This is a genomic window from Mesorhizobium sp. M6A.T.Cr.TU.014.01.1.1, assembly GCF_004022765.1.
Classification (GTDB): Bacteria; Pseudomonadota; Alphaproteobacteria; order Rhizobiales; family Rhizobiaceae; genus Mesorhizobium; species Mesorhizobium mediterraneum.
Window position 1 is genome coordinate 77749 of record NZ_RZPG01000025.1, and the last position, 24454, is coordinate 102202.

Sequence of the window (24454 nt, forward strand, 5' to 3'; positions counted from 1 at the left end):
CACCCCTTCCTGCCGGATCAGGACTTGTCGCGGATCTGGGTCATCGTCCGGGTCGGCGTGATGGCCTCGGGGTCGAGCCTGATCTCGACGATCGACGGCTTGCCGCTGGCGCGGGCGCGTTCGAAGGCCGGCGCGAAGTCGGCCGTCTTCTCGACCGTTTCGCCGTGGCCGCCATAGGCGCGAGCCAAAGCCGCGAAGTCGGGATTTCTGAGATCGGTGGCGACGACGCGGCCCGGATACTCGCGCTCCTGATGCATGCGGATGGTGCCGTAGATGCCGTTGTTGACGACGATGACGATGATCGGCAGATCGTATTGCACGGCGGTGGCGAATTCCTGCTCATTCATCAGGAAGCAGCCGTCGCCGGCAAAGGCAATCACATCGCGCTCGGGGAACAATTCCTTGGCGGCGACCGCGGCCGGCGTGCCGTAGCCCATCGAGCCGGAAGTGGGGGCTGCCTGCGTGGCAAAGCGGCGGGAGCGGTGGAAACGGTGGACCCAGGTGGCGTAATTGCCGGCGCCATTGGTGAGGATGGCGTCGTCAGGCAGCACCGTTTCGAGATAGTTCATGATCGGCCCCATCTGGACGGAGCCGGGACCGCTTTCCGGCGGTGTCGACCAGTCGAGATAGGCGGCGTGAAGTTTTGGCGTTTCATCCGCCCAGACCGGCGTGGCGGCCGGTTTGCGCCCGGCGAAGGCTTCGACGAAAGCGGACGGCGAGGCGTTGATCGCCAGCGTCGGCCGATAGACGCGGCCGAGTTCGCTGGCGTCGGCATGGACATGGACCAGCGTCTGGTCGGGGTAGGGGCTCTTCAGGAGCGTGTAGTCGGAGGATGGCATCTCGCCCATGCGGCCGCCGACGAGCAGCACGAGGTCGGCCTGCTTGATGGCGGTGGCCAGCTTCGGGTTGATGCCGATGCCGACATCGCCGGCATAGTTCGGGTGGAGATGATCGAACAGCATCTGGCGGCGAAACGAGCAGCCGACCGGCAGCGACCAGGCTTCGGCGATCGTCCGCATCCGCGCGACGGCCTCCGCATCCCAGCGCGTGCCGCCGAGGATAACGAAGGGGCGCTTCGCCTTGTTGAGGAGCTTTTCGAGAGCATCGAGCTCGGCCTCGCCCGGCCGCGTTTCGACCGGCGTGTGGGGCAGGGCTGCTGGCGCCTCGGCAAGGCTGGTCAGCATGTCTTCCGGCAGCGAGATGACGACCGGGCCGGGGCGGCCGGACGTCGCCACCGCGAAGGCGCGCGTGACGAATTCGGGGATGCGCGAGGCATCATCGATCTCGACCACCCATTTGGCGATGTCACCGAAGAACCTGACATAGTCGACTTCCTGGAAGGCTTCGCGTCCCTTGGCGTGGCTGGCGACCTGGCCGATGAACAGGATGACGGGAACAGAATCCTGCATGGCGATGTGGATGCCGGCCGAGGCGTTGGTGGCACCGGGGCCGCGGGTGACGAAGCAGATGCCGGGCTTGCCGGTCAAGCGGCCATGGCAGTCGGCCATCATCGCAGCACCGCCTTCCTGGCGGCAGACGATGGTGCGGATCGGCGAATCGTGCAGCGCGTCGAGCACCGCAAGATAGGATTCTCCGGGCACGCAATAGATGCGGTCGGTGCCGTTGGCTTCGAGCGCATCGACGATCAGTTGTCCGCCGGTCTTCATTTTCCTGACCCCTCCAGTTCGGCAAGGATTTCTTCGGTGTGCTCGCCGAGACGCGGCGAGGGCCGCTCATAGACCAGCGGTGTGCCCGACATGACCATCGGCGCGCGCACCGAGGGCAAGAGATTGCCGTGGCCGTCGTCGAGGTCGAGCCGCATGCCGCGCGCGATGGTCTGCGGGTCGGCGAACATCTCGCCGATCGTGTTGATCGGGCTGGCAGGCACACTTGCTGCCTCCAGCTTGGTCAGCAGCGGATCGCGATCGAAGGTTTTTAGCGCATCGATCATGTGTTCGCGCAGCTTCGCCCGGTTGGTGACCCGAGCGGGATTGGTGGCGAAGTCGGGGTTCGATGGCAGGTCGACCAATCCGACGGCCGCGCAGAATTTGGCAAACTGGCCGTCATTGCCGATGGCCAAGATGATGTGGCCGTCCTTCACCGGCACCACTTCGTAGGGCGCGATGTTCATATGCGCATTGCCCATCTGCACAGGCGATTTGCCGGAGACGAGATAATTGAGGTTCTGGTTGCCGAGCGCCGAGATCTGGGTGTCGTAGAGCGCCATGTCGATATGCTGGCCTTCGCCGGTCATCTCGGCGTGACGAAGTGCGGCCTGGATGGCGATCACCGAATAGAGGCCGGTGAAAATATCGGAGATGGCGACGCCAGCCTTTTGCGGCTCACGGCCAGCCTCGCCGGTGATCGACATCATGCCGGCCATGCCCTGGATGATGAAGTCATAGCCGGCGCGTGGCGCATAGGGCCCGTCCTGGCCGAAGCCGGTGATCGAGCAATAGATCAGCCGCGGGTTGCTCTTGCGCAAGCTGTTATAGTCGAGCCCATATTTCTTCAGGCCGCCGAGCTTGAAGTTCTCGATCAGCACGTCTGAGGTCGCGACCAGCCGGCGGATCGTCTCGGCGCCTTCGGGCGTCGAGAAATCGACTGATATGGAGCGCTTGCCGCGATTGCAGGAATGGTAGTAGGCGGCCGAAAGGTTCTCGCCGTCATGGCTCATGACGAAGGGCGGACCCCATTTGCGGGTGTCGTCGCCACCTTCCGGGCTCTCGACCTTGATGACATCGGCGCCGAGATCGGCAAGCAGCTGCCCGGCCCACGGCCCGGCCAGGATGCGGGCGAGTTCGATTACGCGGATGCCTTTCAGCGGAGGCTCAGTCATGGATCACCGTGATTGGTCGGAAGCGCAGCCTTGGATTTCTTTTTTGTGCATGTCGTTGTCCCAAAACCGCTGCGCACTTTTGGGCAACATGCACTATCAATCCCGCGTGCTGCTGTCACGGCTCTTGCAATGGGCCAATCGGATTGTGCCAATGTCGGCCATGCCTATCTCGATCGCGCTTGTTTTAGCACGCTGTCGGCCCATGCTGCGAAATCGTCCATGACGATATCTCGATTAACCTCGTTCAGGCTTTCATGGCGGGTCTCGGCGTAAACTTTTGAAACGAGATTCGAAAAGCCCATCCTGTGCAGGCGCCCAGCGAGATGGCTGACGGCCTTGCCGCCATCTGTGGCGGGGTCCTTTTCGCCGCCGACCAGGCAGATCGGCAGGGTCTTGCGGACGCCGGAAAAATTAGCGTCGTCGGCACCGTCAAAGACAAAGCCAAACAGGTCGCGCCACATCGACACCGAGGCATCCCAGCCGCAGAGCGGGTCGGCGATGTACTTTTCGACTTCGGCTGGGTCGCGCGAAAGCCAGTCGAACGGCGTCCGGTGATCGGGGACGGCTTTGCCCCAAGCCTGGAAGGTCAGTCTCGGCAGCATGCGCGACGGCATGTCGGAGCCGAGCCGGAACTTTTCCCAGGCAAGGATCATTTGCGCGGCGCGGCCGGCGAGCCCGGCGGAAAAATTGGCGTTCCAGATGGCGGCGGCGTGCAGTCGGTTCGAATGATGAAGCATGAAATTAAGGGCGACGAGGCCGCCCATGGAATGGCCGAAGACGATGACGGGCAGGCCGGGGTGGTCATCGGCGATCAGATCGTGCACGGCGGCGACATCGGCGATGACCTTGGCGCCGCCATCTGATTGAGCGAACTGGCCGAGCGGCGCGTCTGGCGCCTTGGTTGCGCCATGGCCGCGATGGTCATGGGCGTAGACATGGAAGCCGCGCTCACCCAGAAAGGTAGCGAAGCGGACATAGCGCGCGGCGTGTTCGGCCAGTCCGTGATTGATCTGGACAGCGGCGCGCGGGCGGCCCTCGGCGCGTTTCACATAAAGGTTTAGCGCAGCACCGGTCGGCGATCGGAGCACGCGCTGCTGGCTGAATGACATTGTCGCTTCGTCTCCAACGCGTTTTCGCGCCTACGGGGCGTTTGTGTGCGCCGACGCCGGTTTTGCGTCAATCCGTTGGCGGTGTTTTCGCAGCGCTGTTCTTGCGTCGCAACGCGCGGTATCGCAATTCTGACATGGAGAATTTGATACCGAGAGAGGGCGGCAGTCCGTTGCCGCAGCACTTTTCAAAGGGGGGTCCTTTTATGCGCATGCGGACAGGTCTGGTTTTCGGATTGGCGCTTGTCGCCGCGTTGCTGACGGGTGCTGCGCGGGCCGAGGTGAAGATGAGCGGCTCTTTCGTGGCCGACGCCAGCTGTCCAGCGACGCAGGCCATCAAGAGCGGCAAGAACCCCGGCGACATCTCGACCGATGCGGGACGGAGCTACGAGCTGCTGGCCGGCAACAAGGATGCTCCCACGCATTATCTGATCCGCGTGCCGGGGGGCGATCCGGAGCGCCGATGGGTGAAGGTCGATTGCGGCCATGTTTCGGGTGGCAGCGCATCCACGGCCGCGCCGGTGCCGACCGAAGGGGACAAATCTGCTGCGCCGGTTTCGGGAAAGCCCGAATATGTCCTCGCGCTGAGCTGGCAGCCGGCCTTTTGCGAAACCAGGCCCGGCAAGACTGAATGCAAGGCGCAGACTGCGGCCGGTTTCGACGCGACGCATTTCACCTTGCATGGGCTGTGGCCGCAGCCGAACGGAAATTTCTATTGCCAGGTGGCAGCGGCCGACAAGGCGAACGACAATCCGGCGCACTGGCAGGATCTGCCGCCGGTCGAGCTCGACCCGAACACGCGTTCGGAGCTCGATCAGGTGATGCCGGGCACCGCATCCGACTTGGAAAGACATGAGTGGATCAAGCATGGCACCTGCTACGGCAAGAGCCAGCAAGAGTATTTTTCCGATGCGCTGAACCTGACGCGCGCGGTAAATGCTTCAACGGTGCGTGATCTGTTCGCAAAGAACATCGGCAAGAAACTGACGTCGGATCAGATCCGCAGTGCCTTCGATAGCGCGTTTGGCGCCGGGGCAGGTGAGCGGGTCCGGCTATCCTGCCTGGTCGATTCGACGAGTGGTAGGCGGCTGATCGGTGAGCTGACGCTTGGCCTCACCGGCCCAATCGGTCCGAGCAGTCGGCTCGGCGACCTGATGCAGGCTGCCGCGCCGACAAGCAAAGCCGGCTGCCCGAAAGGCGTTGTCGATCCCACAGGATTCCAATAACAGGCAAGCCAGCAGGCAGGCCGGAAATTATGCTTCGGCGCTGCGCCCTGACCTGGTCCACGCGGTGAGGCTGTCGGCCTCGTGGCCGCCCGGTTCGCCGACGACGCGGTCGCGCCCGGTCGATTTGGCCTTGTAGAGGCGCTGGTCGGCCAGCGCAAAAAGATCGGCAAGGCAGCGGGTTGTCTCGCTGACGGTGGAGATGCCGGCGCTGACGGTGATGTCGAACCGGCTGGTGTTTGCGGATGTCTTGACCGCGTGCCTGATGCTTTCGCCAAGCAGCCTGGCGACCGAATGCGGACGTGAGCAGAGGATGGCGAATTCCTCTCCGCCGATCCTGAACACCTGATCCTCGGGACCGACAATCTCGCCGAGCAGGGCGGCGACGGATTTCAGCACCTTGTCGCCCTCGGCGTGGCCGAAGCGGTCGTTGATCGATTTGAAGTGGTCGACGTCGATGATCAGCAGGCTGAGCGGCTTGGCCGTTCGCAGGCTTGCGGCAACGACGGCTTCGCCGTCGCTGTCGAAGCGTCCTCTGTGCAGCAGGCCGGTGAGGCCGTCGCGGCCGACATGCTCGATCAGCGCCTCATAGCGCTCGCGGTAGGTCAGCGTGTCGAAGATGTCGGACAGCCCGCGCGGGGCCGGGATCTGTCGCGCCTCGAACCATCTGATGTAAGCGACAAGCATGATGCTGTAGGCAAGCGCCGCGCCCATCTTGGCGAACCAGCCGCCGAAGAAAACCGCGATCGGTGCGCCGGTGACGAAGTGCAGCGCGGTGAAAAACCCAGCCTGGTCGAATGTCAGCACGCAGGCGACGGAGACCAGGATGCGGGTAAAAAGCGCCTTGCGAAGATAACGCCCAAGCTTTTCGTAGAGCAGGATGATCAGGATGGCGTCAACGAAGAGCAGCGTCGTGCCCCACACCATCAGCCAGCCCATCTGGTCGATGAAGCCGATGTCGGGAAGCTTGCCACTGGGAAGCGGTGCGATCTCATGCAGGCGCAGGACGAGCACAAGCCCGATCATCAGGGCATTGCCGAGCAACAGGCCGTAGATCGGCTGCCGGACGGTTTCCGCGTCCTCCTTGATGTAAAGCAGCAGGAGCATCACAAGCTTGCCGGAAAACAGCACGGCGGAACCGGGCGAAACCATGCCGAACGGTAGCGCGACGTAAAAGACGCTGGCGAGGTAGGTTTCGAGGAAATGCATGACCCCGAGCGCGCAGACAAACACGCCGAGGCCGATACGGTGCCTGAACCGGAAAAGCGTGACCATGACGCCGAAATAGAGAACCGCTTCGGCAAGGAGCAGGCAACTGTTCAACAACGCCGTCGATCCGATCTTTCACCGCAGAAATCGCGGCTTGCCGGCGATTCCCCATCCAACACCTTTTTGACGCGGAATGGTTAACCGGAGCTTGCGCCGGGCTATGCAGCGAACCGAAAGCGGAGACGGTTCGATGAGCGTCTTCGGCCCGAAGATAAGCCACAAATGCCAAAACAGTTTGCCGTTCGGCGCGGCATCGCCTACATAGCGCGCAACTTCCATTCAATCCGACATTCCAGTCGACTTTTCAGGGAAAGCGCGCGTGGCACGCCAGTTCATCTATCACATGGCCGGCCTCAACAAGGCCTATGGCACCAAGAAGGTGCTTGAGAATATCCATCTCTCCTTCTACCCGGACGCCAAGATCGGCATCCTCGGCCCGAACGGCGCCGGCAAGTCGACGATCCTCAAGATCATGGCCGGCATCGACAAGGAGTGGAGCGGTGAGGCGTGGCTGGCCGAAGGCGCGACCGTCGGCTACCTGGCGCAGGAGCCGGCACTCGATGCGAGCAAGACCGTGTTCGAGAACGTCATGGAAGGCGTCGCCGCCAAGACCGCCATCATCGAGCGCTACAACGAATTGATGATGAACTATTCCGACGAAACGGCCGACGAGTCGGCCAAGCTCCAGGACGAGATGGACCGGCTCAACCTGTGGGATCTCGAACAACAGGTCGAGATGGCGATGGAAGCGCTGGGCTGTCCGCCCAAGGAAGCCGACGTCACCAAGCTGTCGGGCGGCGAGCGCCGCCGCGTCGCGCTTTGCCAGCTCCTGCTGCGCCAGCCTGACCTTCTGCTGCTCGACGAGCCGACCAACCATCTCGACGCCGAGACCACGGCGTGGCTGGAAAAGCATCTGCGCGCCTATCCGGGCGCGGTGATGATCATCACCCACGATCGCTACTTCCTCGACAATGTCACCGGCTGGATCCTCGAGCTCGACCGTGGCCGCGGCATTCCGTATGAGGGCAACTACACCAAATATCTCGAAGCCAAGGCCAAGCGGCTCAAGCAGGAGGGCCGCGAGGACGATGCGCGCCAGCGGGCGATCGGCCGCGAGCGCGAGTGGATCCAGTCCAGCCCGAAGGCCCGGCAGACCAAGTCGAAAGCACGCATCCAGGCGTTCCAGGATCTGCTGGATGCAGCCGACAAGCGGCGTCCGAGCGACACGCAGATCGTCATTCCGCATGGCGAACGGCTTGGCAATGTGGTGATCGAGGTCGACGATCTGTCGAAGGGCTTTGGCGACACGCTGCTGATCGACGATCTCGAATTCAAGCTGCCGCCGGGCGGCATCGTCGGCGTCATCGGCCCGAACGGCGCCGGCAAGACGACTTTGTTCCGCATGATCACCGGCCAGGAAAAGCCGGATGCCGGCACGATCCGCGTCGGCGAGACGGTCAAGCTCGGTTACGTCGACCAGAGCCGCGACGCACTCGACCCAACCAAGACCGTGTGGGAAGAAATCTCGGGCGGCGCCGAAGTGGTCAAGCTCGGCAAGTTCGAGGCCAACACCCGCGCCTATTGCGCGTCGTTCAATTTCCGTGGCGGCGATCAGCAGCAGAAGGTCGGCAACCTGTCCGGCGGCCAGCGCAACCGCGTACATCTGGCCAAGATGCTGAAGACCGGTGGCAACGTGCTGCTGCTCGACGAACCGACCAACGATCTCGACACGGAAACGCTGGCAGCACTCGAAGACGCGCTGGAAAACTTCGCCGGCTGCGCCGTCATCATCTCGCACGATCGCATGTTCCTCGACCGTCTGGCGACGCACATCCTCGCCTTTGAGGGCGATAGCCATGTCGAATGGTTCGAGGGCAATTTCGAGGATTACGAACAGGACAAGATCCGCCGGCTCGGCCCCGATGCCGTCAATCCGCACCGCATGACGTACAAGCGGCTGACGCGATAGGGTCTCGATCCGTTGCAGGTGATCGTCGTTTGACCTAAATTGATCGGATGGAGCTGCCATGATCACGGTCAAATTGCCGCAAAAAGCCGAGAAGCTGCTGGCCGATATGGCCAAGGCCAGCGGCCGTACGATCGATCAGGTCGCAGTTGAAGCGATCCTCGAAACCATTGAGGATTGGCAGGATGCCAGGATTGCGGAGGAACGCCTGAGGGATGACGACGGTGCGCGCATTCCGCTGGAGGAGATGACCCGGAAGCTTGAACTTCGCGAAGTCGAGGAACGGCGCAAGAAACCTGCCGCTGAATGAATTGGCGTGTCGAGTTCACGCCGCGAGCCGAAAAGGATGGAACGGCTTTCAACGAAAGACCAGCGGCGTATCCTCGAATTCCTGCATCAAAGAGTTTCGGCGCACCCCAATCCAAGAGCACTTGCCAAGCGCCTGACCGCGACCAAGTAAGAAGCCTGGCGTTTTCGCGTCGGCGACTACGTCGGCGACTACAGAATCATTGCCCAATTCGAGGATAGCCGGCTTGTCGTGCTGGTTGTGGAGGTTGGCAACCGTCGCGAGGTCTATCGATGAACAGCACTGCCGCTAAAGCAAAACCTGACTGGTCCGCTGCCCAATATCTCAAATTCGAGGACGAGCGCACGCGGCCGTCGCGCGATCTCGTCGCGCAAGTGCCGGTGGAGGCACCGCGGCGGGTGGTCGATATCGGCTGCGGTCCTGGCAATTCCACCGAATTGCTGGTCGAGCGCTGGCCGAGCGCGCAGGTCAGCGGCTTCGACACCTCGCCTGATATGATCGAGAAGGCGAAGGCGCGTTTGCCTGACGTAACCTTCGAGTTGGCCAATGCGGCGGCGTGGCAGCCCGAAAAACCTGTCGACGTGATCTTTGCTAATGCTGTTTTCCAGTGGCTGCCGGAGCATCCGGCGATCTTCCAGCGGCTGATGGGATTTTTGGCGCCCGGCGGCGCGCTTGCCGTGCAGATGCCCGACAATATGGGTGAACCGTCGCACCGGCTGATGCGGGAGACGGCTGCCGAAATGCCGTTTGCCGACAAGCTGAGGAATGCAGCGCGCGGGCAACTGCCGCCGGTGTCGTTCTACTACGATCTTTTGTCGCCGTTCTGCGACCGGCTCGACATCTGGCACACGGCCTACAATCACCCGCTGGCCGATGCCGAAGCCATCATCGAGTGGCTGAAGTCGACTGGGCTGAAGCCGTTCCTCGATCCGCTCGACGAGGACGAGCGGCGGCTTTTCCTCAACCGCTACACGGCAGCGATCGCGCAAGCCTATCCGAAGACGGCGAACGGCAAGGTGCTGCTGCGCTTTCCCCGCCTCTTCATCGTCGCGCGGCGCGCCGCTTAGCTCAGGCACTTGATTTAAGCCCGCATAAACTTGCTTGATGCGAAAGATGTTGCGCCGAGCTCTCGCGGCGCCCACATCAAGCCGCAACGCCTGCGCATGGGGACGAACTGGAAATGCATCGCGTCATCATCAGCGGCATCGGCGTTGAAATCCCCGAGCCTTCGATCACCAATGAAGAACTGGTCGGCAGCTTTAATGCCTGGGTCGACATGGAGAATGTCCGCCGCCGGGCCACGGGCGAGACGCTGCTGCAGAAGTCGGACAGCGCCTTCATCGTTCATGCTTCGGGCGTGCAGACCCGCCATGTGATCGAGCGGGAAGGCATTCTCGACCCGACCCGCATGGCGCCGCGCATTCCGGCGCGGCCGGACGATGCGCTGTCGCTGGAAGCCGAGTTCGGCATCGCGTCGGCGAGGAAAGCGCTCGACCATGCCGGCCTGCAGCCTGGGGATATCGACCTGGTGATCTGCTCGGCCTCGCATCACCAGCGGCCCTATCCGGCGATCGCCATCGAGATGCAGCAGGCGATGGGCACGAAGGGCGCCGGCTTCGACATGGGCCTTGGCTGCTCGTCGGCGGCGGCGGCATTGCACATTGCGGTCAATCTGGTGCGGGCCGGCGCACACAGGCGCGTGCTGGTGACGACGCCCGAGATCATCACCGGCCATCTCAATTTCCGCGACCGGCAGACGCATTTCATCTTCGGCGATGCCTCGGTTTCGATGATCGTCGAGGGGCTTGCCCAGGGCGAGAAGCGGCCCGGACGTTTTGAAGTGCTCGACACGCGCACCTGGACGCAGATGTCCAACAACATCCGCACCAATCTCGGCTACCACACGCGCACCGCCCAGGACGATCCGTATATGATCAATCTGGAAGGCAATCTGATCAAGCAGGTCGGCAACAAGGTGTTCAAGGAAGTCACCGTCGCCGGGCACAAGTTCATCGTCGAGTTCCTGGCCGAGCACGGGCTGACGCCGCAAGCAATCCGGCGCTTCTGGCTGCATCAGGCCAATGCCCGGATGAACGCCATGATCCTAAAATTGTCGTTCGGTCACGAGGTCGATCATGACCGCGCACCGATGGTGCTGGAGCGCCTCGGCAACACCGCCGGCGCCGGCGCGATCGTCGCCCTGTCGGAGAACCACGCCGACATGAAGGCCGGAGACTACGGCCTGCTCTGCGCCTTCGGTGCCGGCTATTCGATTGGCGGGGCGCTATTGCGCATGCTCTGATCTATTTTGGCGCGAACGGCACCAGTATTAGAGGGCGCCGGTACAATCGCATCAGTCTCCTTGATCGGAGCATCAGCGCTTTAGACTGGACCTGATGAGCTGACTGCGGCTAATTGCGCGGCATCACGCAAGGAGCGAAGCCTATGCTGGATCTCTTCCCCGAGGCCGAAAGTCCGGTCGAAATCATCCCGGCGCGGAAGCTTGCCGCGCAGGTGGCAGCGCTTTACGTCGCGCCATCGGGTCACTTCGAGACCCGCGCAGTGGATGAATTGCGGCTTGGCTTTGATGGCATCGACGGCGATTTCCACGCCGGCGCGACGCGGCGCTCCGGCGGGCGCGAACCCTGGTATCCACGCGGGACCGAAATGCGCAACGAGCGGCAATTGTCTGTTGTGGCAGCGGACGAGCTTGCTGTCGTCGCGGAGCGGATGAGGCTGGCGGAGATCAAGCCGGAGTGGATCGGCGCCAACCTGTTGATCGAAGGCTTGCCGCATCTCTCCATGCTGCCGTCCGGCACGCTGCTGTTCTTTAGGGGAGGCGTCACCATCAAGGTCGACGCGCAGAACGGGCCTTGCCGCATCGCCGGACGCTCGGTCGCCGAAAATGCCGGAATGGCCGACCACGAGGCCGGCGCGTTGCTGTTTCCGAAGGCGGCAAAGCGGTTGCGCGGCATCGTCGCCTGGGTCGAAAAGCCAGGCCGCATCACCGCCGGCGAGGAGATATCGGTGCGCGTGCCGGAGCAGTGGATTTACCGGGCTTAAGGCAGGTGAGGGTGGGGCTACGCCGCCATGGCGGCGTAGCGATTTCCGGAATCGGTCTTAGGCGGCCTTGCGGTTCTTGTTCTCGCCCTGCGCCATGACGGACACGTGATCCCACTTTTCCCAGAGCGCGATGCGGTTGGCGTATTCTTGGCGGATCATCGGCAGGCCGCCATCGCCGAAGAATACCCGCAGCGGCGGCTCGGCGGCATCGACAATCGCCAGCATCGCCGGGCCAGTGGCCTCGGGATCGCCGGCTACTGAGTTGGCCCGGCGCTCGGCCATCTTGGCGCGGGCGGGCGCGTAGGCCTCGATCGCTGTGGAAATCTTGGCCGACGGGCCGGCCCAGTCGGTGGAGAACCCGCCCGGCTCGACAAGCGTCACATGGATGCCGAACTCCGCGACCTCGATACTGAGCGACTGGCTAAACGCTTCCAGCGCCCATTTCGACGCATGATAGAGGCCGAGCGACGCAAAGGCATTGACGCCGCCGATCGACGAGATCTGAATGACGTGGCCGGAACGCTGCGCCCGCATGATCGGCAGGGCCGCCTGGGTCACCCAAAGAGCGCCGAACACATTGGTTTCGATCTGGTCGCGGGCTTCCTGCTCGCTGACTTCCTCAATGGCGCCGAAATGGCCATAACCGGCATTGTTGATGACGACGTCGAGCCGGCCGAAGCGGCTATGCGCCTGTGCAATCGCGGCATCGACGGCTTTCTTGTCGGTGACATCGAGCTCTATTGCGGCGATATGGTCGCCATATTTATCGACGAGGTCGGTAAGCGTGCCGACATTGCGGGCCGTTGCCGCGACGCGATCGCCGCGGGCGAGTGCTGCTTCTGCCCAGACGCGACCGAAACCCTTCGACGATCCGGTAATAAACCAAACCTTGTGTGTCATGATCCACCAGTTCCTGCCCTTGCGGGCTTTGTTGTCAGGTAAACGGAGGCTTCTCCGTTTCCGGCATATACGAAGCATTCCCGGCCCATCCAAGGTAGAGCACATTTTGTTGATGAGAGCCGACGCACGAGAGCCGGCCAGGCTTGGATCAGGGATAGCGCACCGGGCTCGACCAGGCCGGATCCTCGTGCTTCTGCCAATACATCGCCATAAGGCGCCTGGTAATCGCGCCGACCTTGCCGTCCGCGACCGGAACACCGTCGATCACCGTCACCGGCATGATGCCGCCGGCGGTTGAGGTGATGAAGACCTCGTCGGACTGACGCAGCGCAGCGACGCCGACATCGGTCGCTGTAATGACAAGCCCTGCCTCCGTGCAGAGATCGAAGACGGTGCGACGGGTGATGCCGGGCAGCACGCCGATAGCCGGCGTCGACAGTTTGCCGTCATTCACGCAAAAGACGTTGAAGCCGGGGCCTTCCGCGACATTGCCGTTGAAATCGAGGACCAGTGCCGTCTCCGCGCCGCAGTCATAGGCGTCGTAGAGGCCTCGCACCAGGTCGAGCCAATGATAGTTCTTGATCGCCGGATCGATCGAGGCCGGTGGGATGCGCACCTTGTCGCTGATCGCAACATGAAGGCCGCGCTGCAATTGCTCGGCATTGGCGACCGAGCCGAAGGGAACGGCGAAAGCCATGAAGCGGTTGACCGCTTCGCGCGGGTCACGGCTGAAGGTCGGGGAGACGCCGCGCGTGCACAGCATCTCGACATAAGCGGCGCGATGACCCGACAGCGCGACGCAATTTTGGAGGATTTCGGCCACGCCTTCGCGGTCGAACGGGATCGTCATGCGCAGCTTCTCCAGCCCGCCGAAGAAGCGATCGAGGTGCAGATCTAGGCGGAAGAAGCGACCGTCCCAGACATGCACCGTGTCGTAGGTGGCGTCGGAATGCAGGAAGCCCCAATCCAGCACCGAGATCTTGGCTTGCGACATCGGCAGATATTGCCCGTCCAGGAAGGCAACGCCATCCGGATAGGAGTGCGGGTCTGTATGATGGGCGGAGAGCTCAGGCAGGGGGTTGGCTTGCAGATCGATCGACTTGCTCATCACGTCCTCCGTCAGTTCGTTTTTCGCCGACCAGATGGCGGGATAGAGCGGCACGGTGGGTGGTACAAGACACAGGCTGGGCTCGCCGCTGGGCCATTGGCCGCTGAGCCATTGAGAACCAGTTATTCTTCCTCCTCGTCATCGAGCAGACGCGTGGCGCGCCAGCGAGTCAGCACAATATTGGTCTGTTCAATGACGAAGAAACGCGCCGCGTCGCGGTCGTAGCCTTCAGCCAGGAGCTTTTCGTAGTCGGTGTGCACATGACGGATATGGGCTGTCGTCGCCAGCCACACCGCGATCGTCGGCGGCAAGGTCTTCATGTGCACCGCTCCGGCGTCAGCGCGGATCTTTTCCATGTCGGCATAGGGCGCCAGCGGCAGAAGGGCTGTCAGCGCCTTGGCGATGGCGCGGCGGCGGCCGGTCGGCGCGCTCATCGTTCGACCCTTCCGGGCTCGTCCCGTCCGGCCATGGTTGCCTCGGGGAAGGCGTCGGTCGAGGCGAAGTAGGGCTTGATGTCGATGACCGGCGTGCCGTCGAGCACGTCGATGGCGTCGAGCTCGATGCGGCCGGTGTCGATGTCGAGGGCGACGAGCTTGGCGATATGCAGCCCGACCGGGTTCGGCCGGGCAGGGGAGCGCAGCGAAAAAACGCCTTTCGGCTCAGCCGCATGGCGGGGTTTCTGGACAATCAGGGCCCGCGGCGCGTGGTGCAGCCAGGACAGGATGATGACGTGGCTGGCGCGTTCCAGGCCAAGCAGGCCGTCACGATAGGGCTGGTCGATCGTGAGAACCGCCGGCTGTCCCGTCTCCCGCGCGGCTTTCATGTTCTTGGGGCAAGTTTCCCGCGTAGTCCAGGGCGAGGCGACGCGACCGATGAAAACGATATGGCCATCCGGCGGCATATCAGCCGGATCGGTTTCCAGAAGCTTTTCGCCGCCGCGCGTCTCAAACATGGTTTTCGCCTCGATCATGCTTCCGGCTGTGCGCGATCCGCCACGCATGCGTCATTTTCTTGTCCGGAAGCGACATAGCGCTTGCAAGGCCATCAAAATCGACATAAACATATGTTTATATCTTTTTCAAAGAGAATGCTCGCATGCATGTCGCTCTCGACACTATGGTAGATACATTGAAGGCGGCGGCCGAATCCAGCCGGCTGCGCATCCTAGCGTTGCTGTCGCGCGGCGACCTGACCGTTTCCGATCTCACCGAAATCCTCGGCCAGTCGCAGCCGCGCGTCTCGCGCCACCTGAAGCTTTTGCTGGAGGCGGGACTGATCGGCCGCTATCAGGAGGGCTCGTGGGCCTTCTTCCGGTTGTCGGATTCGGATGCGGCGCGCGATTTCGTGCTGCGGCTGGTGTCCGGCATCCGTGGCGCCGACCCGCAGGTTGAGCGTGACCTCGAGCGGCTGGCAGCGGTCAAGCGCAAGCGGCAGGATCGCGCCGCCGAATATTTCTCCGTAAACGCCGCAAGCTGGGACCATATCCGCTCGCTGCATGTGCCGGATCGCGCCGTCGAGGCAGCGCTGCTCAAGCTCGTCGGCAAGCGGCCGTTCCAGTCGATGCTCGATCTCGGCACCGGCACCGGGCGGCTGCTCGAAATCTTCTCGCCGCTCTACCGGCGCGGCATCGGCATCGACATGTCGCGCGAGATGCTGACCGTGGCGCGCGCCAACCTCGACAAAGCCGGCATTTCGAATGCGCAGGTGCGCCAGGGCGACATTTTTGCGCCGCCGGTCGAGCGCGACGCCTTCGATCTCGTCACCATCCACCAGGTGCTGCACTATCTCGACGATCCCGCCCGCGCCATCCGCGAGGCAGCGCGGCTGCTGCGCCCGGCAGGCCGGCTGGTGATCGTTGATTTCGCTCCGCATGCGCTGGAATTCCTGCGCGACGCGCACGCGCATGTACGGCTCGGCTTTTCCGACCGGCAGATCACTGAGTGGTTTTCCGAGGCCGGGCTCGACCTCGAGGACAGCCAGGAATTCGAGCCGCGCGGCGGCAACGAGGCCAGGCTCACCGTAAAGCTGTGGCTCGGCCGTGACCAGCGCATGCTGATCGCTGACCCTTCCAGCCACGCACAACCGGCCAATGCTTATCCGATAGGGGAAACCGCCTGATGAACCAGTTCCGCTTCTCCCGCCGCCCTGACATTGGCGACAAGATCCGGGTTTCATTCGAGTTCTTCCCACCGAAGAGCGACGAGATGGAAGCAAGGCTGTGGGACACAGTCACCCGGCTGGAGCCGCTCAAGCCGAAATTCGTCTCCGTCACCTATGGCGCCGGCGGCTCGACGCGAGAGCGCACGGCGCGCACGGTCAAGCGCATCCTCAACGAAACGACGCTGACGCCGGCGGCGCACATGACCTGTGTCAATGCCGCGCGTCACGAGGTCGATGAGGTCATTCAGGAATTCGCCGACATGGGTGTCACCCGCTTCGTCGCCTTGCGCGGCGATCCGGCCGAGGGCGTCGGCGCCGCCTACCGTCCGCATCCGGACGGCTACGCCAACGGTGCCGAACTGGTGGGGGCGCTGAAAGGTGTCGGCGATTTCGACATCTCGGTCTCCGCCTATCCGGAAAAGCATCCGGAGAGCCCGGATTTCGCCACCGATATCGATATGCTGAAGCGCAAGGTCGACAATGGCGCGACGCGGGCGATCACCCAGTTCTTCTTCGACAATGATCTCTATGAGCGCTATGTCGAGCGGGCGCGGCGGGCCGGCATCTACATACCGATCGTGCCGGGCATATTGCCGGTCCACAATTTCACCCAGGTCGCCAATTTCTCGTCGCGCGCCGGCGCGCTGGTGCCGGCATGGCTGGCCGAGCGCTTCGACGGGCTGCAGAAGGACCCGCAGACGCACGCGTTGGTGGCATCCGCCGTGGCGGCCGAGCAGGTGCTCGACCTTGTCGAGCGCGGCGTCGGCGATTTCCACTTCTACACCATGAACCGCGCCGACCTGGTGTTCGCCATCTGCCACATGATCGGCATCCGATCGCATGAGGTGGAAGCTGCGGGGTCTGCCGCGGCGTAGTTTCTATCGCCGTTTTGAAAACCAAAAAGGCCGGGTAAAAACCCGGCCTTTTCAATGACTTGGACTATTCGGTGCTGGCCTTCCGTCGCTTGGCGGGTCTTACGGAAGAAAGCCCATAATCAGGGCTCCGATAAATGCGAACGCAGCACAAATCATCAATGCGTTGATTGGCCTCGTGAGTCCCATGTCATAGCCTCCTCTTAAAGAGCTATGGCCAGAGTCTAGGGTCATTTGTGCCACAGGCAAGCGGAAAATATGTTGCAATGCGACGACATTGTGGAATCTACGACCGGCTCTTTGCCGTTAGGCATTGAAATTCTTCGGCAAAAGTCGGCTTCGGACCTGTGAATAAATTGTGGCGAAGCCGGGGCAATATCGAGGATGGCAGCGCTACCGCGTCGGCCAAAAAGCCGGATTCGTCTTTTGCGCGAACCTCCGGTCCTGAGATCACGATTGCCGACAGTCGGCATATGCCGACTGTCCCGATGCGCGGTTTGCTTTATCTTGACCCAGCGTAAGCAATGTAACACGAGGCGTTTTAGCCAACGTCCGGTCTGCAAGGGCGCGTTTGGAACCATGACAGCAACCATTCAAGCTCCACCGATCGCCGGCCCCGTCCTCGTCGAGAATCCCGCGGGTCCCAACTGATGAGCAGGTTCTACGAAGGCTCGCGGGTGCTGCAGATCGACGACGTCTTCCCTGATGACATCATACAGGTGGAGCAGGGGGGCCTGCTCGCTCAAGGCCAGGCTGCGCCGCTCGCCGATCATGAACCGACCGACCGGGACGCAGCTTCATCTGAGCCAACCCGTCGTTCCCGAAACCGACGTCGCAGGAATGACGCTACCGTCGGCTGAACATGCGGCCGTCGATGGTGACGAGGCCGAGCGCGATCAGCGCCATGCCGCCGAGCTCGAACAATTCAAGCCGTTCGCCCAGGAACAGGAAACCGAGCAGGATGGCGCTGGCCGGCACGATCAGCGTGACCAGCGAGGCGTTGGTGGCGCCGGCCGAAGCGACGAGGTTGAAATAGAGAATGTAGGCGAAGGCAGTGGACAGCAACGCCAGCGCCAACACCGCCGCCCAGACCGGCGGCGAGGCCGAAAACAGGTTGGCAGGACCATAGCCGAGCAGCACGACCGGGATCATGATGATGGTCGAGGCGGTCAATTGTCCGGTGGCGATGACCGGTGACGGCACGCCTTTGAAGCGGCGGGCCACCATCAGGGCGACCGCATAGGACAGCGACGCGCCGATCAGCGCGAACTTCGCCCAGACCGGTCCGCCCAGTCCGGCAAGCAGGCCGGGACCGATCATCACCGCCGTGCCGACGATGCCGAGCGCAATCCCGGCAAGCTTGTTCCAGGAGAGTTTTTCGTCTGATGTCAGCGCGTTGGCGAGGATCAACGTCCAGAACGGCGTCGTCGAATTGAGCACCGAGGCGACACCGGCGCCAAGCTCGGTCTGCCCGGCGAAGATCAGCGAGAAGGGAATGACGTTGTTGACGAGTGCCAGCAGGAAGAACAGGCCGGCATGCGGCAAGGCGAGGCGGAAGGACGGGCCGCGCAGACCGAGATAGAGCTGCAGTGCCATCGCCGCGATGGCAACCCGGAACAGCACCAGCACCAGCGGGGGAAGCTCGGCAACGGCAATGCGGGCAAAGAAGAACGAGCCGCCCCAGATCGCACCGAGCAGCAGAAGCTGCCCCCACTCTTTCAGGACCATTGGTCCGCGCATTGCAGTCGTGGTTGTGATCGCCATGGATCGTCCTCCCAGATGGCTCTGAATGCAAAGCCAGTCAGGCGTCTGTTCAGGCCATATCCTATTTGTCTGCAAGGGCCACCCGAAACCAGATCGGTGGGCTAGCTTTCCTGTCGTCTGGCCTGTCATCCGGCGTAGCGCCGCAGCGTCAGGGGCGCGAGACACAGAATTGTTTTCATTCACGCATAGGTTGGATTAATTGTGCGCAGTCTAGGTCAAGGGATTCGTCCATGCAGCGATTCGAAAATGCCCGGGAAGCGGCGCTGGCGCTTCGCCCGGACGACCCGATCTATTGCTTCCGCCCGCAGGTGCTGAAGGCGGACGCCAGGCAGTTCATGGGCATGTTTCCCGGCAAGACCGCGTATGCAGTCAAGACCAACGGCGAACAGATCGTGCTGAAGGCGCTGGTCGAGGCCGGCGTCAATGCCTTCGACGTTGCCTCGCCCGGCGAGTTCGCCGCCGTGCGCGCGGTCTCGCCCGACGCCGAGATGCTCTACATGCATCCGGTCAAGGCGCAGTCGGACATCAAGTTGGCGCTGGAGAAATACGGCATTCGCGTCATCTCGCTCGACCATGAGGACGAGATCACCAAGCTAACCCGCGTGGTGCGGGCGCTCGATATCGATCCGGGTGCGATCACCGTGTTCGTGCGCATCCAGACGAAAGGATCGGCTGCTTACGAGTTGTCGAAGAAATTCGGCGCCGGCCCGGCCAATGCGGTCGAGCTGGCCGAACGGCTGAACCGGACCGGCTACAAGGTCGGCTTGTGCTTTCATGTCGGCAGCCAGATCGAGGATCCCGACACCTATGAGCGGGCACTGGCCTCGGCCGACTGGGTGCGCAACCGCGTCAGCTTCGACATTGCCGGGCTCGACGTCGGTGGCGGTTTTCCCGCCGAATATGGCCATGATCCCAACCGCAAGCAGATCGAGATGCCGTCGCTCGGCCAGATCATGTCGCGGCTGTCGGGCGATCTGAAGGAATACCAGTTCGACCAGATGCCGCTGGTGGCGGAGCCGGGCAGGGTGATCGTGGCGCGTTGCCTGTCGCTGATCGTGCGCGTGCTGCTGCGCAAGGGCAAGCGGCTCTACATCAATGACGGCATCTGGGCGTCGCTGTCGGATTCATGGACCGGCAAGATCACACTGCCGGCGCGCTTCATTCCAGACCCGGCGATCCGTTCGCGCAATGGCGAGGAGAAGACCATCGTGCCGTTCAAGGTGTGCGGCGCGACCTGCGATTCCGTCGATATCCTGTCGCGGCCGTTCTGGCTGCCGGAAACGGTCGATACCGGTGACTGGATCGAGATCGGCCATATCGGCGCCTATTCGCTGTCGCTGAGGACACGATTCAACGGCTTCTACCCCGACACGTTCGTCGAGGTGACGACGCCGTTCGACGAAGGCGACGCGCCGCAGGGGTTTGCCAGCCTGGAGACGATGGCTGATTAGGCCATACGCAGGTCAGGCTACGCCGCCGCCGGCCTGGATGTTCTCGCCGGTCAGCCAGCGGGCCTCGTCGGAGGCGAGGAAAACGGCGACATCGGCAACGTCGCGCGGCGCTCCGATCCTGCCGAAGGGCGACATGCCGGCGGCGATCGCGCGATCTCGCTCGGGCAGCAGGTCGGTATCGGTAAAGCCTGGCGAAAGCGCATTCACGGTGACGCCGCGCTGCCCGAGCTCGCGCGAGAGGACGCGGACGAACTGCTCGACGGCCCCTTTGCTGCCGAGATAAAGGGCCGTCTGCGTGAAAAACATCTTGGTTCCACCGGTGGAGACGGCGATGATGCGGCCACCGTCGCGCACGCGGCGCGCCGCCTCCTGAAGCGTGAAGAAGGTGCCTCTGGCGTTGGCGCCGAAGGCATGGTCGAAGTCGGCTTCGGTGGCCTCGACGAACGGCTTTATGACGGCGACACCGACATTGGCGACAACGATGTCGATCGGCCCCATCTGCTTTTCGGTCTCATCGAACAGCCGGCTTATGTCGGAAACATTGGAGATATCGGCCCGAATGGCGACGGCCTTGCCGCCATTCTCGCGGATGGCGGCAACGGCTTCCTGGGCGGCTTTCTCGTTACCGACATAGTTGACGACCACGGCCGCGCCGTTTGCCGCGAGCCCCTCGGCGATGGCGCGTCCGATGCCGCGCGAACTGCCGGTCACGAGCGCGGTTTTGCCTTCAAGCGAACGATACATAGCTGTCCCTTTTTCGTCTGGGTGTGCGCCCGCACCAAATCGGGCAGCAGTTCCATGTCGAAGTTAGGGGAATGCTATTGCTCAGATAATAACCTATTATCGAATAGGCTTGTTAAGTCTGGGGTACATAATGCGAGGGAGCGAGTTTTCCGAGCTGAACGCGTTTGCGGCGATCGTCGAGGAAGGCAGCTTCGTCCGCGCCGCGGCCAGGCTGAGGGTTTCGCCGCCGGCGCTTAGCCAGACGATACGCGGGCTGGAAGAGCGTGTCGGTGTCCGGCTGCTCAACCGTACGACCCGCAGCGTGTCGCCGACCGCCGCAGGCGAAACGCTGTTTGCCCGCCTCGCACCGGCATTCAGCGAACTCGAAGGGGCTGTCGCCGACGCGCATGCATCCCGCGATCGACCGGCAGGCTCGCTGCGCATCAATGTTCCACGCATTGCCGCGATGCGTTTCATCGCGCCCATCCTCGGCGATTTCCGCCGCACCTATCCCGATATTGCCCTCACCATAATCATCGACGACATGCTGACCGACATTGTCGAGGGACGATTCGATGCCGGAATCAGGCTTGGTGAGCGGCTGCATAAGGACATGGTAGCGGTGAAACTCAGCGAGGAGCTGGAGATGGCCGCGGTGGCGGCGCCCAGCTATCTGGAGCATCACCCCGTGCCCCGCCATCCCGCTGACCTGCATCATCACGAATGCATCAATTTCCAATGGCCCGGTGGCGGCAACATCTATCGATGGGAGTTCGCGCGAGGCCAGCGCGCTTTGGAAATAGCCGTGAACGGCGGTCTGACGGTCAACGACACGGAACTGATGATCAGGGCGGCCCTGGATGGGATCGGCGTGGCTTACATGCTGGATTACCAGGTTCGGCCGTGGATCGAAGCCGGCAAGCTCATCCGTTTTCTCGAAGCCTGGTCGCCCAGATTTCCGGGCTTTTACCTGTATCATACGAGCTCCCGGCAGGTTCCGCCGGCCTTGCGTGTCTTCATCGACTTCCTGCTTGCCAGGCGATGACCCGCTTAAAGTTTCGCCAGCAACGCCGGTGTCGGCCAGCCGTCGACCGGTAAGCCTAGCCGCTTCTGCTCCTTGCGGATCGCCTCGCGGGTGTTGGTGCCCAGGATGCCGTCGACCGTGCCCACGTCAAAGCCTTTGGCCTCGAGCTTCGTCTGCAATGCCCTCATCTGATCGCCGTTGAGGCCGGGCTCGGGATTGCGCGGATCGAACTGCGGCGCACCCGCCAGCCGCGTGGCGAGATTTGCCGCGGTCAGCGCATACGTGAAGGACTGGTTCCACTCGAGATAGACGTCGAAATTGTCGTAGACGAGGAAGGCCGGCCCCTTGCGGCCCATGGGCAGCGCGACACCTGCCTTCAGGCCGTTGTCGACAAGCGGCGTGCCGTTCGGGTTGGTGACACCCCACTGAGCCCACTGCGTCAACGGCAGCTTGTTGGTGCGGCCGGTCTGGTCCCACGGCATGTCGGCGGGCACGCGGACTTCCTCGATCCAGGGCTGGTCGCGTTTCCAGCCGCGCGACATGATCTTGTTGGCCGTGGTCATGATCACATCAGGCGCGCTGCTGCGCAGGTCGACCAGACCATCGCCGTCGCCGTCGACGCCGCGGCCGAGATAGTCGGACGGCAGCATCTGCGTCTGGCCGATTTCCCCCGCCCAGGCGCCGGTGACATCAGCCGGCACGACGCCGCGATCGATGAGGGTCAGCAGCGGCGTGATCTGCGGCCGGAAGAGTTGCGGGCGGCGGCAATCATGCGAGAGCGTGACCAGTGCGTTCAGCGTGTGGAAATCGCCCTGCACGGCGCCGAAATCAGTTTCCAGCGCCCAGAAGGCGGCGATGATCGGCGGCTGGACGCCAAATTCCCGGTCGGCGCGGGCAAAGACATCCGCGTATTTCTTCAGATTGGCGGCGCCCTGCTTCAGCCTGTGGGGCGAGATCATCCGGTTCGAGAACTCGACGAAGGTCTGGGTAAAGACGCCTTGGGAGCGGTCGCGCGCCAGCACCTTTTCATCGGCGGTGGCGTTTTCCAGCGCCTCAAGGCCGGCAGTGCCGACGCCGGCGTTCCTGGCCTCCGCCGCCACACCCTGCTTCCATGCCTCGAAATCGCCGCCGCATTGCTGTGCCACCGCCGGCGCCGTGGCGGCCAGAAGCAGCGCCGCGAGAATTTCCAAGCGCAATCGCATCGCCATCCTTCCAAGAAGATTACCAGCGGTTGCAGGCGTCCTTCACTGGCTGTGTCGAAAAGCAGGCGGCAGGCCCGGTGTCAACGGGTGTTCTGCCGCAGCCACTTGTTCCAGGCTGCTTCCGAGCCGTTGAAAACGTTGATATCGGCCTTGCCCCTTATGCCCGGCACAACGCCGGTTCCGGTGTACTGCCAGAAAGTGAAGGGGTGGCTGCCGTATCTCTCGCGCGGATGGCCAGCCACCGAACGCAGCCAATAGGGGTAGCCGCGAAAAGCCGACAGGCCGTTGTCATCGAAGAAATCGATCGAAGTATAGACGATCGGCTTCTTGCCATAGTGTTTTTCGACGATTTCGAGGAATGTGCTCATCTCACTGCGCACCGTGGCCGCATCAGGGCGCAGCTTGCAGGTCGGTGATTGCGGGTTCCATTCCATGTCGAGAACCGGCGGCATCGCCGAGCGGTCTTTGGGCACGTTCTTGATGAACCAGCGCGCCTGCGTGGCGGCCGGCGTGCAAAAATAGTAGAAATGATAGGCCGCGCGCGGAATTCCCGAGGCTTTCGTGCCGCTCCAATGCTCGTCGAAATATTCGTCGAAGCGATCGCCGCCTTCAGTCGCCTTGATGAAAACGAAGGAAATGCCGCTGGCCCTGGCCGCCGGCCAATCGACCGAGGTCTGGTATTTGGAGACGTCGGTGCCGTGAACGGCATAGCTCCACGGCGCGCCGCTTTCCCACTCATGCGGGTCGGAGTCGTCGAAACGGGGTGCACGCACCGCAACGGTCGGGGCGCTCGGCAGTGACGGCGCAAGATCGTCGACGGTCGAGCAGGCGCCCAGCAACGTCAGCATGATGAAAGCCGCGAAACGGCGCATCGCTACTCCTGAACCGGATTTCAGCCGGCCGCTGATGGGTTGTTGCTGCAGGTGGCCCCTCGACAGTACCCCCAAAGCGATCACCCCACAGGACCGCTCCTATTTTTAAAGCGCGCCTCTTCGACGCGCTTTAATCTTTGTTTTCCTGCATGTCGTTATCCCAAAACCACTGCGCACTTTTGGGCGACAAGCATCAGTGATCGCCGATCATGGTTGATATTCCGTTGACGGCGCTCGACAGAAATCGCGATTTTGCCGAAGCAATGGCGCCAAATCAATGACATAGATGAGCGTCCGGGGAGAGTCGGAAAAATGCGGATTGTTCTGAGGCTGGTGAAATGGCTGGTCGGGCTGGCCGTGCTGGCGGTCGCAGCACTCGCCGCCTGGCTGTATTTGGCGCCGCCGGAGCTGATCCGTATCGGCTCGGGGTACTCGGCCAAGATCGTCTGCTCGAATGTCTTTATCGCCGGACGCAATGCTGACGACGTGCTTGCCGTCGACGTGCAGGCGCCCGGCCATCCGCTGCTGCGGCTGATGAGGATCTCCGTCGACAAGGAGCAGGGCACGGTTTCGGCGGGGCTGTTCGGCGTGTTCGGCAAGAGCGT

Annotated in this window: 24 protein-coding genes and 2 pseudogenes; 13 read left to right on the top strand and 13 right to left on the bottom strand. The window is 62.7% G+C overall.

From position 1 onward, the window contains the following. Positions 1-17: 17 nt before the first annotated feature. From EN885_RS25135 to EN885_RS25145, 3 genes are all read right to left on the bottom strand, one after another. On the bottom strand, positions 18-1667 hold the full coding sequence (locus EN885_RS25135) for a thiamine pyrophosphate-binding protein (protein WP_128243191.1): 1650 nt from the start codon (positions 1665-1667) through the stop codon (positions 18-20). Further along, positions 1664-2839, bottom strand: a complete 1176-nt coding sequence (locus tag EN885_RS25140; protein WP_128243190.1) for a CaiB/BaiF CoA-transferase family protein — start codon at positions 2837-2839, stop codon at positions 1664-1666. The genes EN885_RS25135 and EN885_RS25140 overlap by 4 nt, the downstream gene beginning before the upstream one ends. 164 nt (positions 2840-3003) lie before the next feature. Continuing rightward, on the bottom strand, positions 3004-3948 hold the full coding sequence (locus EN885_RS25145; protein ID WP_128243189.1) for an alpha/beta hydrolase: 945 nt from the start codon (positions 3946-3948) through the stop codon (positions 3004-3006). 209 nt (positions 3949-4157) lie between these two features. On the opposite strand from EN885_RS25145, the gene EN885_RS25150 reads away from it, so the two are divergent. Further along, positions 4158-5171: a ribonuclease gene (locus tag EN885_RS25150; protein WP_128243223.1), complete on the top strand. Its 1014-nt coding sequence runs from the start codon at positions 4158-4160 to the stop codon at positions 5169-5171. A gap of 27 nt (positions 5172-5198) precedes the next feature. Here EN885_RS25150 and EN885_RS25155 read toward each other — a convergent pair whose 3' ends face one another. Then, positions 5199-6494, bottom strand: coding sequence for a GGDEF domain-containing protein (locus EN885_RS25155; protein ID WP_128243188.1), 1296 nt, complete (start codon positions 6492-6494; stop codon positions 5199-5201). Between the two features lie 18 nt (positions 6495-6512). After that, entirely contained in the window at positions 6513-6716 is a 204-nt protein-coding gene (locus tag EN885_RS25160; protein WP_128243187.1) for a hypothetical protein, read from the bottom strand. 40 nt (positions 6717-6756) lie between these two features. On the opposite strand from EN885_RS25160, the gene ettA reads away from it, so the two are divergent. The 6 genes and pseudogenes from ettA to EN885_RS25190 all read left to right on the top strand — a co-directional run bounded on the left by ettA (position 6757) and on the right by EN885_RS25190 (position 11773). Further along, on the top strand, positions 6757-8406 hold the full coding sequence (gene ettA / locus EN885_RS25165; RefSeq protein ID WP_126105864.1) for an energy-dependent translational throttle protein EttA: 1650 nt from the start codon (positions 6757-6759) through the stop codon (positions 8404-8406). Positions 8407-8464: 58 nt separating this feature from the next. Beyond that, positions 8465-8713: a DUF6290 family protein gene (locus EN885_RS25170; protein ID WP_128243186.1), complete on the top strand. Its 249-nt coding sequence runs from the start codon at positions 8465-8467 to the stop codon at positions 8711-8713. A gap of 168 nt (positions 8714-8881) precedes the next feature. Further along, positions 8882-8986: pseudogene (locus EN885_RS34335) on the top strand (hypothetical protein); the annotation flags it as partial. Beyond that, on the top strand, positions 8983-9777 hold the full coding sequence (gene tam, locus EN885_RS25180) for a trans-aconitate 2-methyltransferase (RefSeq protein ID WP_128243185.1): 795 nt from the start codon (positions 8983-8985) through the stop codon (positions 9775-9777). The pseudogene EN885_RS34335 and the gene tam, both read left to right, overlap by 4 nt. A gap of 113 nt (positions 9778-9890) precedes the next feature. Beyond that, a complete protein-coding gene (locus EN885_RS25185; protein ID WP_128243184.1) occupies positions 9891-11012 on the top strand; it encodes a beta-ketoacyl-ACP synthase III in 1122 nt (373 codons plus the stop codon). A 143-nt stretch (positions 11013-11155) separates the two neighbouring features. Then, positions 11156-11773 (top strand): MOSC domain-containing protein, encoded by a 618-nt coding sequence (locus tag EN885_RS25190; RefSeq protein WP_127206389.1) that lies wholly within the window; start codon positions 11156-11158, stop codon positions 11771-11773. 57 nt (positions 11774-11830) lie between these two features. Here the strand turns inward: EN885_RS25190 and EN885_RS25195 are convergent, their stop codons facing one another. The 4 genes from EN885_RS25195 to tsaA form a co-directional block, all read right to left on the bottom strand. Next, positions 11831-12673, bottom strand: a complete 843-nt coding sequence (locus EN885_RS25195) for an SDR family oxidoreductase (protein ID WP_128243183.1) — start codon at positions 12671-12673, stop codon at positions 11831-11833. Between the two features lie 148 nt (positions 12674-12821). Beyond that, positions 12822-13781: a D-amino acid aminotransferase gene (locus tag EN885_RS25200; protein WP_128243182.1), complete on the bottom strand. Its 960-nt coding sequence runs from the start codon at positions 13779-13781 to the stop codon at positions 12822-12824. Between the two features lie 122 nt (positions 13782-13903). Next, positions 13904-14215 (bottom strand): DUF2293 domain-containing protein, encoded by a 312-nt coding sequence (locus EN885_RS25205; RefSeq protein ID WP_128243181.1) that lies wholly within the window; start codon positions 14213-14215, stop codon positions 13904-13906. Continuing rightward, complete coding sequence (tsaA, locus tag EN885_RS25210) at positions 14212-14733, bottom strand: tRNA (N6-threonylcarbamoyladenosine(37)-N6)-methyltransferase TrmO (protein ID WP_164897913.1); 522 nt, start codon at positions 14731-14733, stop codon at positions 14212-14214. Before tsaA ends, EN885_RS25205 begins: the two co-directional genes overlap by 4 nt. Positions 14734-14876: 143 nt before the next feature. Between tsaA and EN885_RS25215 the strand changes: the two genes are divergently transcribed. The 3 genes from EN885_RS25215 (at position 14877) to EN885_RS25225 (ending at position 17673) form a co-directional block, all read left to right on the top strand. After that, positions 14877-15899: a metalloregulator ArsR/SmtB family transcription factor gene (locus EN885_RS25215; protein ID WP_126105871.1), complete on the top strand. Its 1023-nt coding sequence runs from the start codon at positions 14877-14879 to the stop codon at positions 15897-15899. Beyond that, positions 15899-16816, top strand: a complete 918-nt coding sequence (gene metF / locus EN885_RS25220; protein WP_128243180.1) for a methylenetetrahydrofolate reductase [NAD(P)H] — start codon at positions 15899-15901, stop codon at positions 16814-16816. Before EN885_RS25215 ends, metF begins: the two co-directional genes overlap by 1 nt. A 647-nt stretch (positions 16817-17463) precedes the next feature. Further along, positions 17464-17673 (top strand): hypothetical protein, encoded by a 210-nt coding sequence (locus EN885_RS25225; protein ID WP_128243179.1) that lies wholly within the window; start codon positions 17464-17466, stop codon positions 17671-17673. Here EN885_RS25225 and EN885_RS25230 read toward each other — a convergent pair. Further along, entirely contained in the window at positions 17660-18577 is a 918-nt protein-coding gene (locus EN885_RS25230) for a DMT family transporter (RefSeq protein ID WP_128243178.1), read from the bottom strand. The two genes, EN885_RS25225 and EN885_RS25230, sit on opposite strands and share 14 nt — an antisense overlap. A 230-nt stretch (positions 18578-18807) precedes the next feature. On the opposite strand from EN885_RS25230, the gene EN885_RS25235 reads away from it, so the two are divergent. Then, positions 18808-20028: an alanine racemase gene (locus EN885_RS25235; protein WP_128243177.1), complete on the top strand. Its 1221-nt coding sequence runs from the start codon at positions 18808-18810 to the stop codon at positions 20026-20028. Between the two features lie 12 nt (positions 20029-20040). On the opposite strand, the gene EN885_RS25240 is transcribed toward EN885_RS25235, so the two are convergent. Then, positions 20041-20772: an SDR family oxidoreductase gene (locus tag EN885_RS25240; RefSeq protein WP_128243176.1), complete on the bottom strand. Its 732-nt coding sequence runs from the start codon at positions 20770-20772 to the stop codon at positions 20041-20043. Positions 20773-20902: 130 nt separating this feature from the next. Here EN885_RS25240 and EN885_RS25245 point away from each other — a divergent pair, with 130 nt between their 5' ends. Next, positions 20903-21796, top strand: a complete 894-nt coding sequence (locus tag EN885_RS25245) for a LysR family transcriptional regulator (protein ID WP_128243175.1) — start codon at positions 20903-20905, stop codon at positions 21794-21796. A 5-nt stretch (positions 21797-21801) separates the two neighbouring features. Here the strand turns inward: EN885_RS25245 and EN885_RS25250 are convergent, their stop codons facing one another. Then, positions 21802-22977 carry a lytic murein transglycosylase gene (locus EN885_RS25250; RefSeq protein ID WP_128243174.1) on the bottom strand — a complete coding sequence of 392 codons (1176 nt, stop codon included), beginning with the start codon at positions 22975-22977 and terminating at the stop codon, positions 21802-21804. Between the two features lie 80 nt (positions 22978-23057). Next, positions 23058-23849 (bottom strand): GH25 family lysozyme, encoded by a 792-nt coding sequence (locus EN885_RS25255; RefSeq protein ID WP_128243173.1) that lies wholly within the window; start codon positions 23847-23849, stop codon positions 23058-23060. A 312-nt stretch (positions 23850-24161) separates the two neighbouring features. Here EN885_RS25255 and EN885_RS25260 point away from each other — a divergent pair. Continuing rightward, positions 24162-24454, top strand: a pseudogene (locus EN885_RS25260) (6-aminohexanoate hydrolase); the annotation flags it as partial.

Excerpts from the sequence above, each read along its gene's own strand:
- EN885_RS25135 (WP_128243191.1), bottom strand. The coding sequence starts at position 1,667 with ATGAAGACCGGCGGACAACTGATCGTCGATGCGCTCGAAGCCAACGGC.
- EN885_RS25140 (WP_128243190.1), bottom strand. The coding sequence starts at position 2,839 with ATGACTGAGCCTCCGCTGAAAGGCATCCGCGTAATCGAACTCGCCCGC.
- EN885_RS25145 (WP_128243189.1), bottom strand. The coding sequence starts at position 3,948 with ATGTCATTCAGCCAGCAGCGCGTGCTCCGATCGCCGACCGGTGCTGCG.
- EN885_RS25150 (WP_128243223.1), top strand. The coding sequence starts at position 4,158 with ATGCGGACAGGTCTGGTTTTCGGATTGGCGCTTGTCGCCGCGTTGCTG.
- EN885_RS25160 (WP_128243187.1), bottom strand. The coding sequence starts at position 6,716 with ATGGAAGTTGCGCGCTATGTAGGCGATGCCGCGCCGAACGGCAAACTG.
- EN885_RS25170 (WP_128243186.1), top strand. The coding sequence starts at position 8,465 with ATGATCACGGTCAAATTGCCGCAAAAAGCCGAGAAGCTGCTGGCCGAT.
- tam (WP_128243185.1), top strand. The coding sequence starts at position 8,983 with ATGAACAGCACTGCCGCTAAAGCAAAACCTGACTGGTCCGCTGCCCAA.
- EN885_RS25185 (WP_128243184.1), top strand. The coding sequence starts at position 9,891 with ATGCATCGCGTCATCATCAGCGGCATCGGCGTTGAAATCCCCGAGCCT.
- EN885_RS25190 (WP_127206389.1), top strand. The coding sequence starts at position 11,156 with ATGCTGGATCTCTTCCCCGAGGCCGAAAGTCCGGTCGAAATCATCCCG.
- EN885_RS25195 (WP_128243183.1), bottom strand. The coding sequence starts at position 12,673 with ATGACACACAAGGTTTGGTTTATTACCGGATCGTCGAAGGGTTTCGGT.
- EN885_RS25200 (WP_128243182.1), bottom strand. The coding sequence starts at position 13,781 with ATGAGCAAGTCGATCGATCTGCAAGCCAACCCCCTGCCTGAGCTCTCC.
- EN885_RS25205 (WP_128243181.1), bottom strand. The coding sequence starts at position 14,215 with ATGAGCGCGCCGACCGGCCGCCGCCGCGCCATCGCCAAGGCGCTGACA.
- tsaA (WP_164897913.1), bottom strand. The coding sequence starts at position 14,733 with ATGTTTGAGACGCGCGGCGGCGAAAAGCTTCTGGAAACCGATCCGGCT.
- EN885_RS25215 (WP_126105871.1), top strand. The coding sequence starts at position 14,877 with ATGCATGTCGCTCTCGACACTATGGTAGATACATTGAAGGCGGCGGCC.
- metF (WP_128243180.1), top strand. The coding sequence starts at position 15,899 with ATGAACCAGTTCCGCTTCTCCCGCCGCCCTGACATTGGCGACAAGATC.
- EN885_RS25225 (WP_128243179.1), top strand. The coding sequence starts at position 17,464 with ATGAGCAGGTTCTACGAAGGCTCGCGGGTGCTGCAGATCGACGACGTC.
- EN885_RS25230 (WP_128243178.1), bottom strand. The coding sequence starts at position 18,577 with ATGGCGATCACAACCACGACTGCAATGCGCGGACCAATGGTCCTGAAA.
- EN885_RS25235 (WP_128243177.1), top strand. The coding sequence starts at position 18,808 with ATGCAGCGATTCGAAAATGCCCGGGAAGCGGCGCTGGCGCTTCGCCCG.
- EN885_RS25240 (WP_128243176.1), bottom strand. The coding sequence starts at position 20,772 with ATGTATCGTTCGCTTGAAGGCAAAACCGCGCTCGTGACCGGCAGTTCG.
- EN885_RS25245 (WP_128243175.1), top strand. The coding sequence starts at position 20,903 with ATGCGAGGGAGCGAGTTTTCCGAGCTGAACGCGTTTGCGGCGATCGTC.
- EN885_RS25250 (WP_128243174.1), bottom strand. The coding sequence starts at position 22,977 with ATGCGATTGCGCTTGGAAATTCTCGCGGCGCTGCTTCTGGCCGCCACG.
- EN885_RS25255 (WP_128243173.1), bottom strand. The coding sequence starts at position 23,849 with ATGCGCCGTTTCGCGGCTTTCATCATGCTGACGTTGCTGGGCGCCTGC.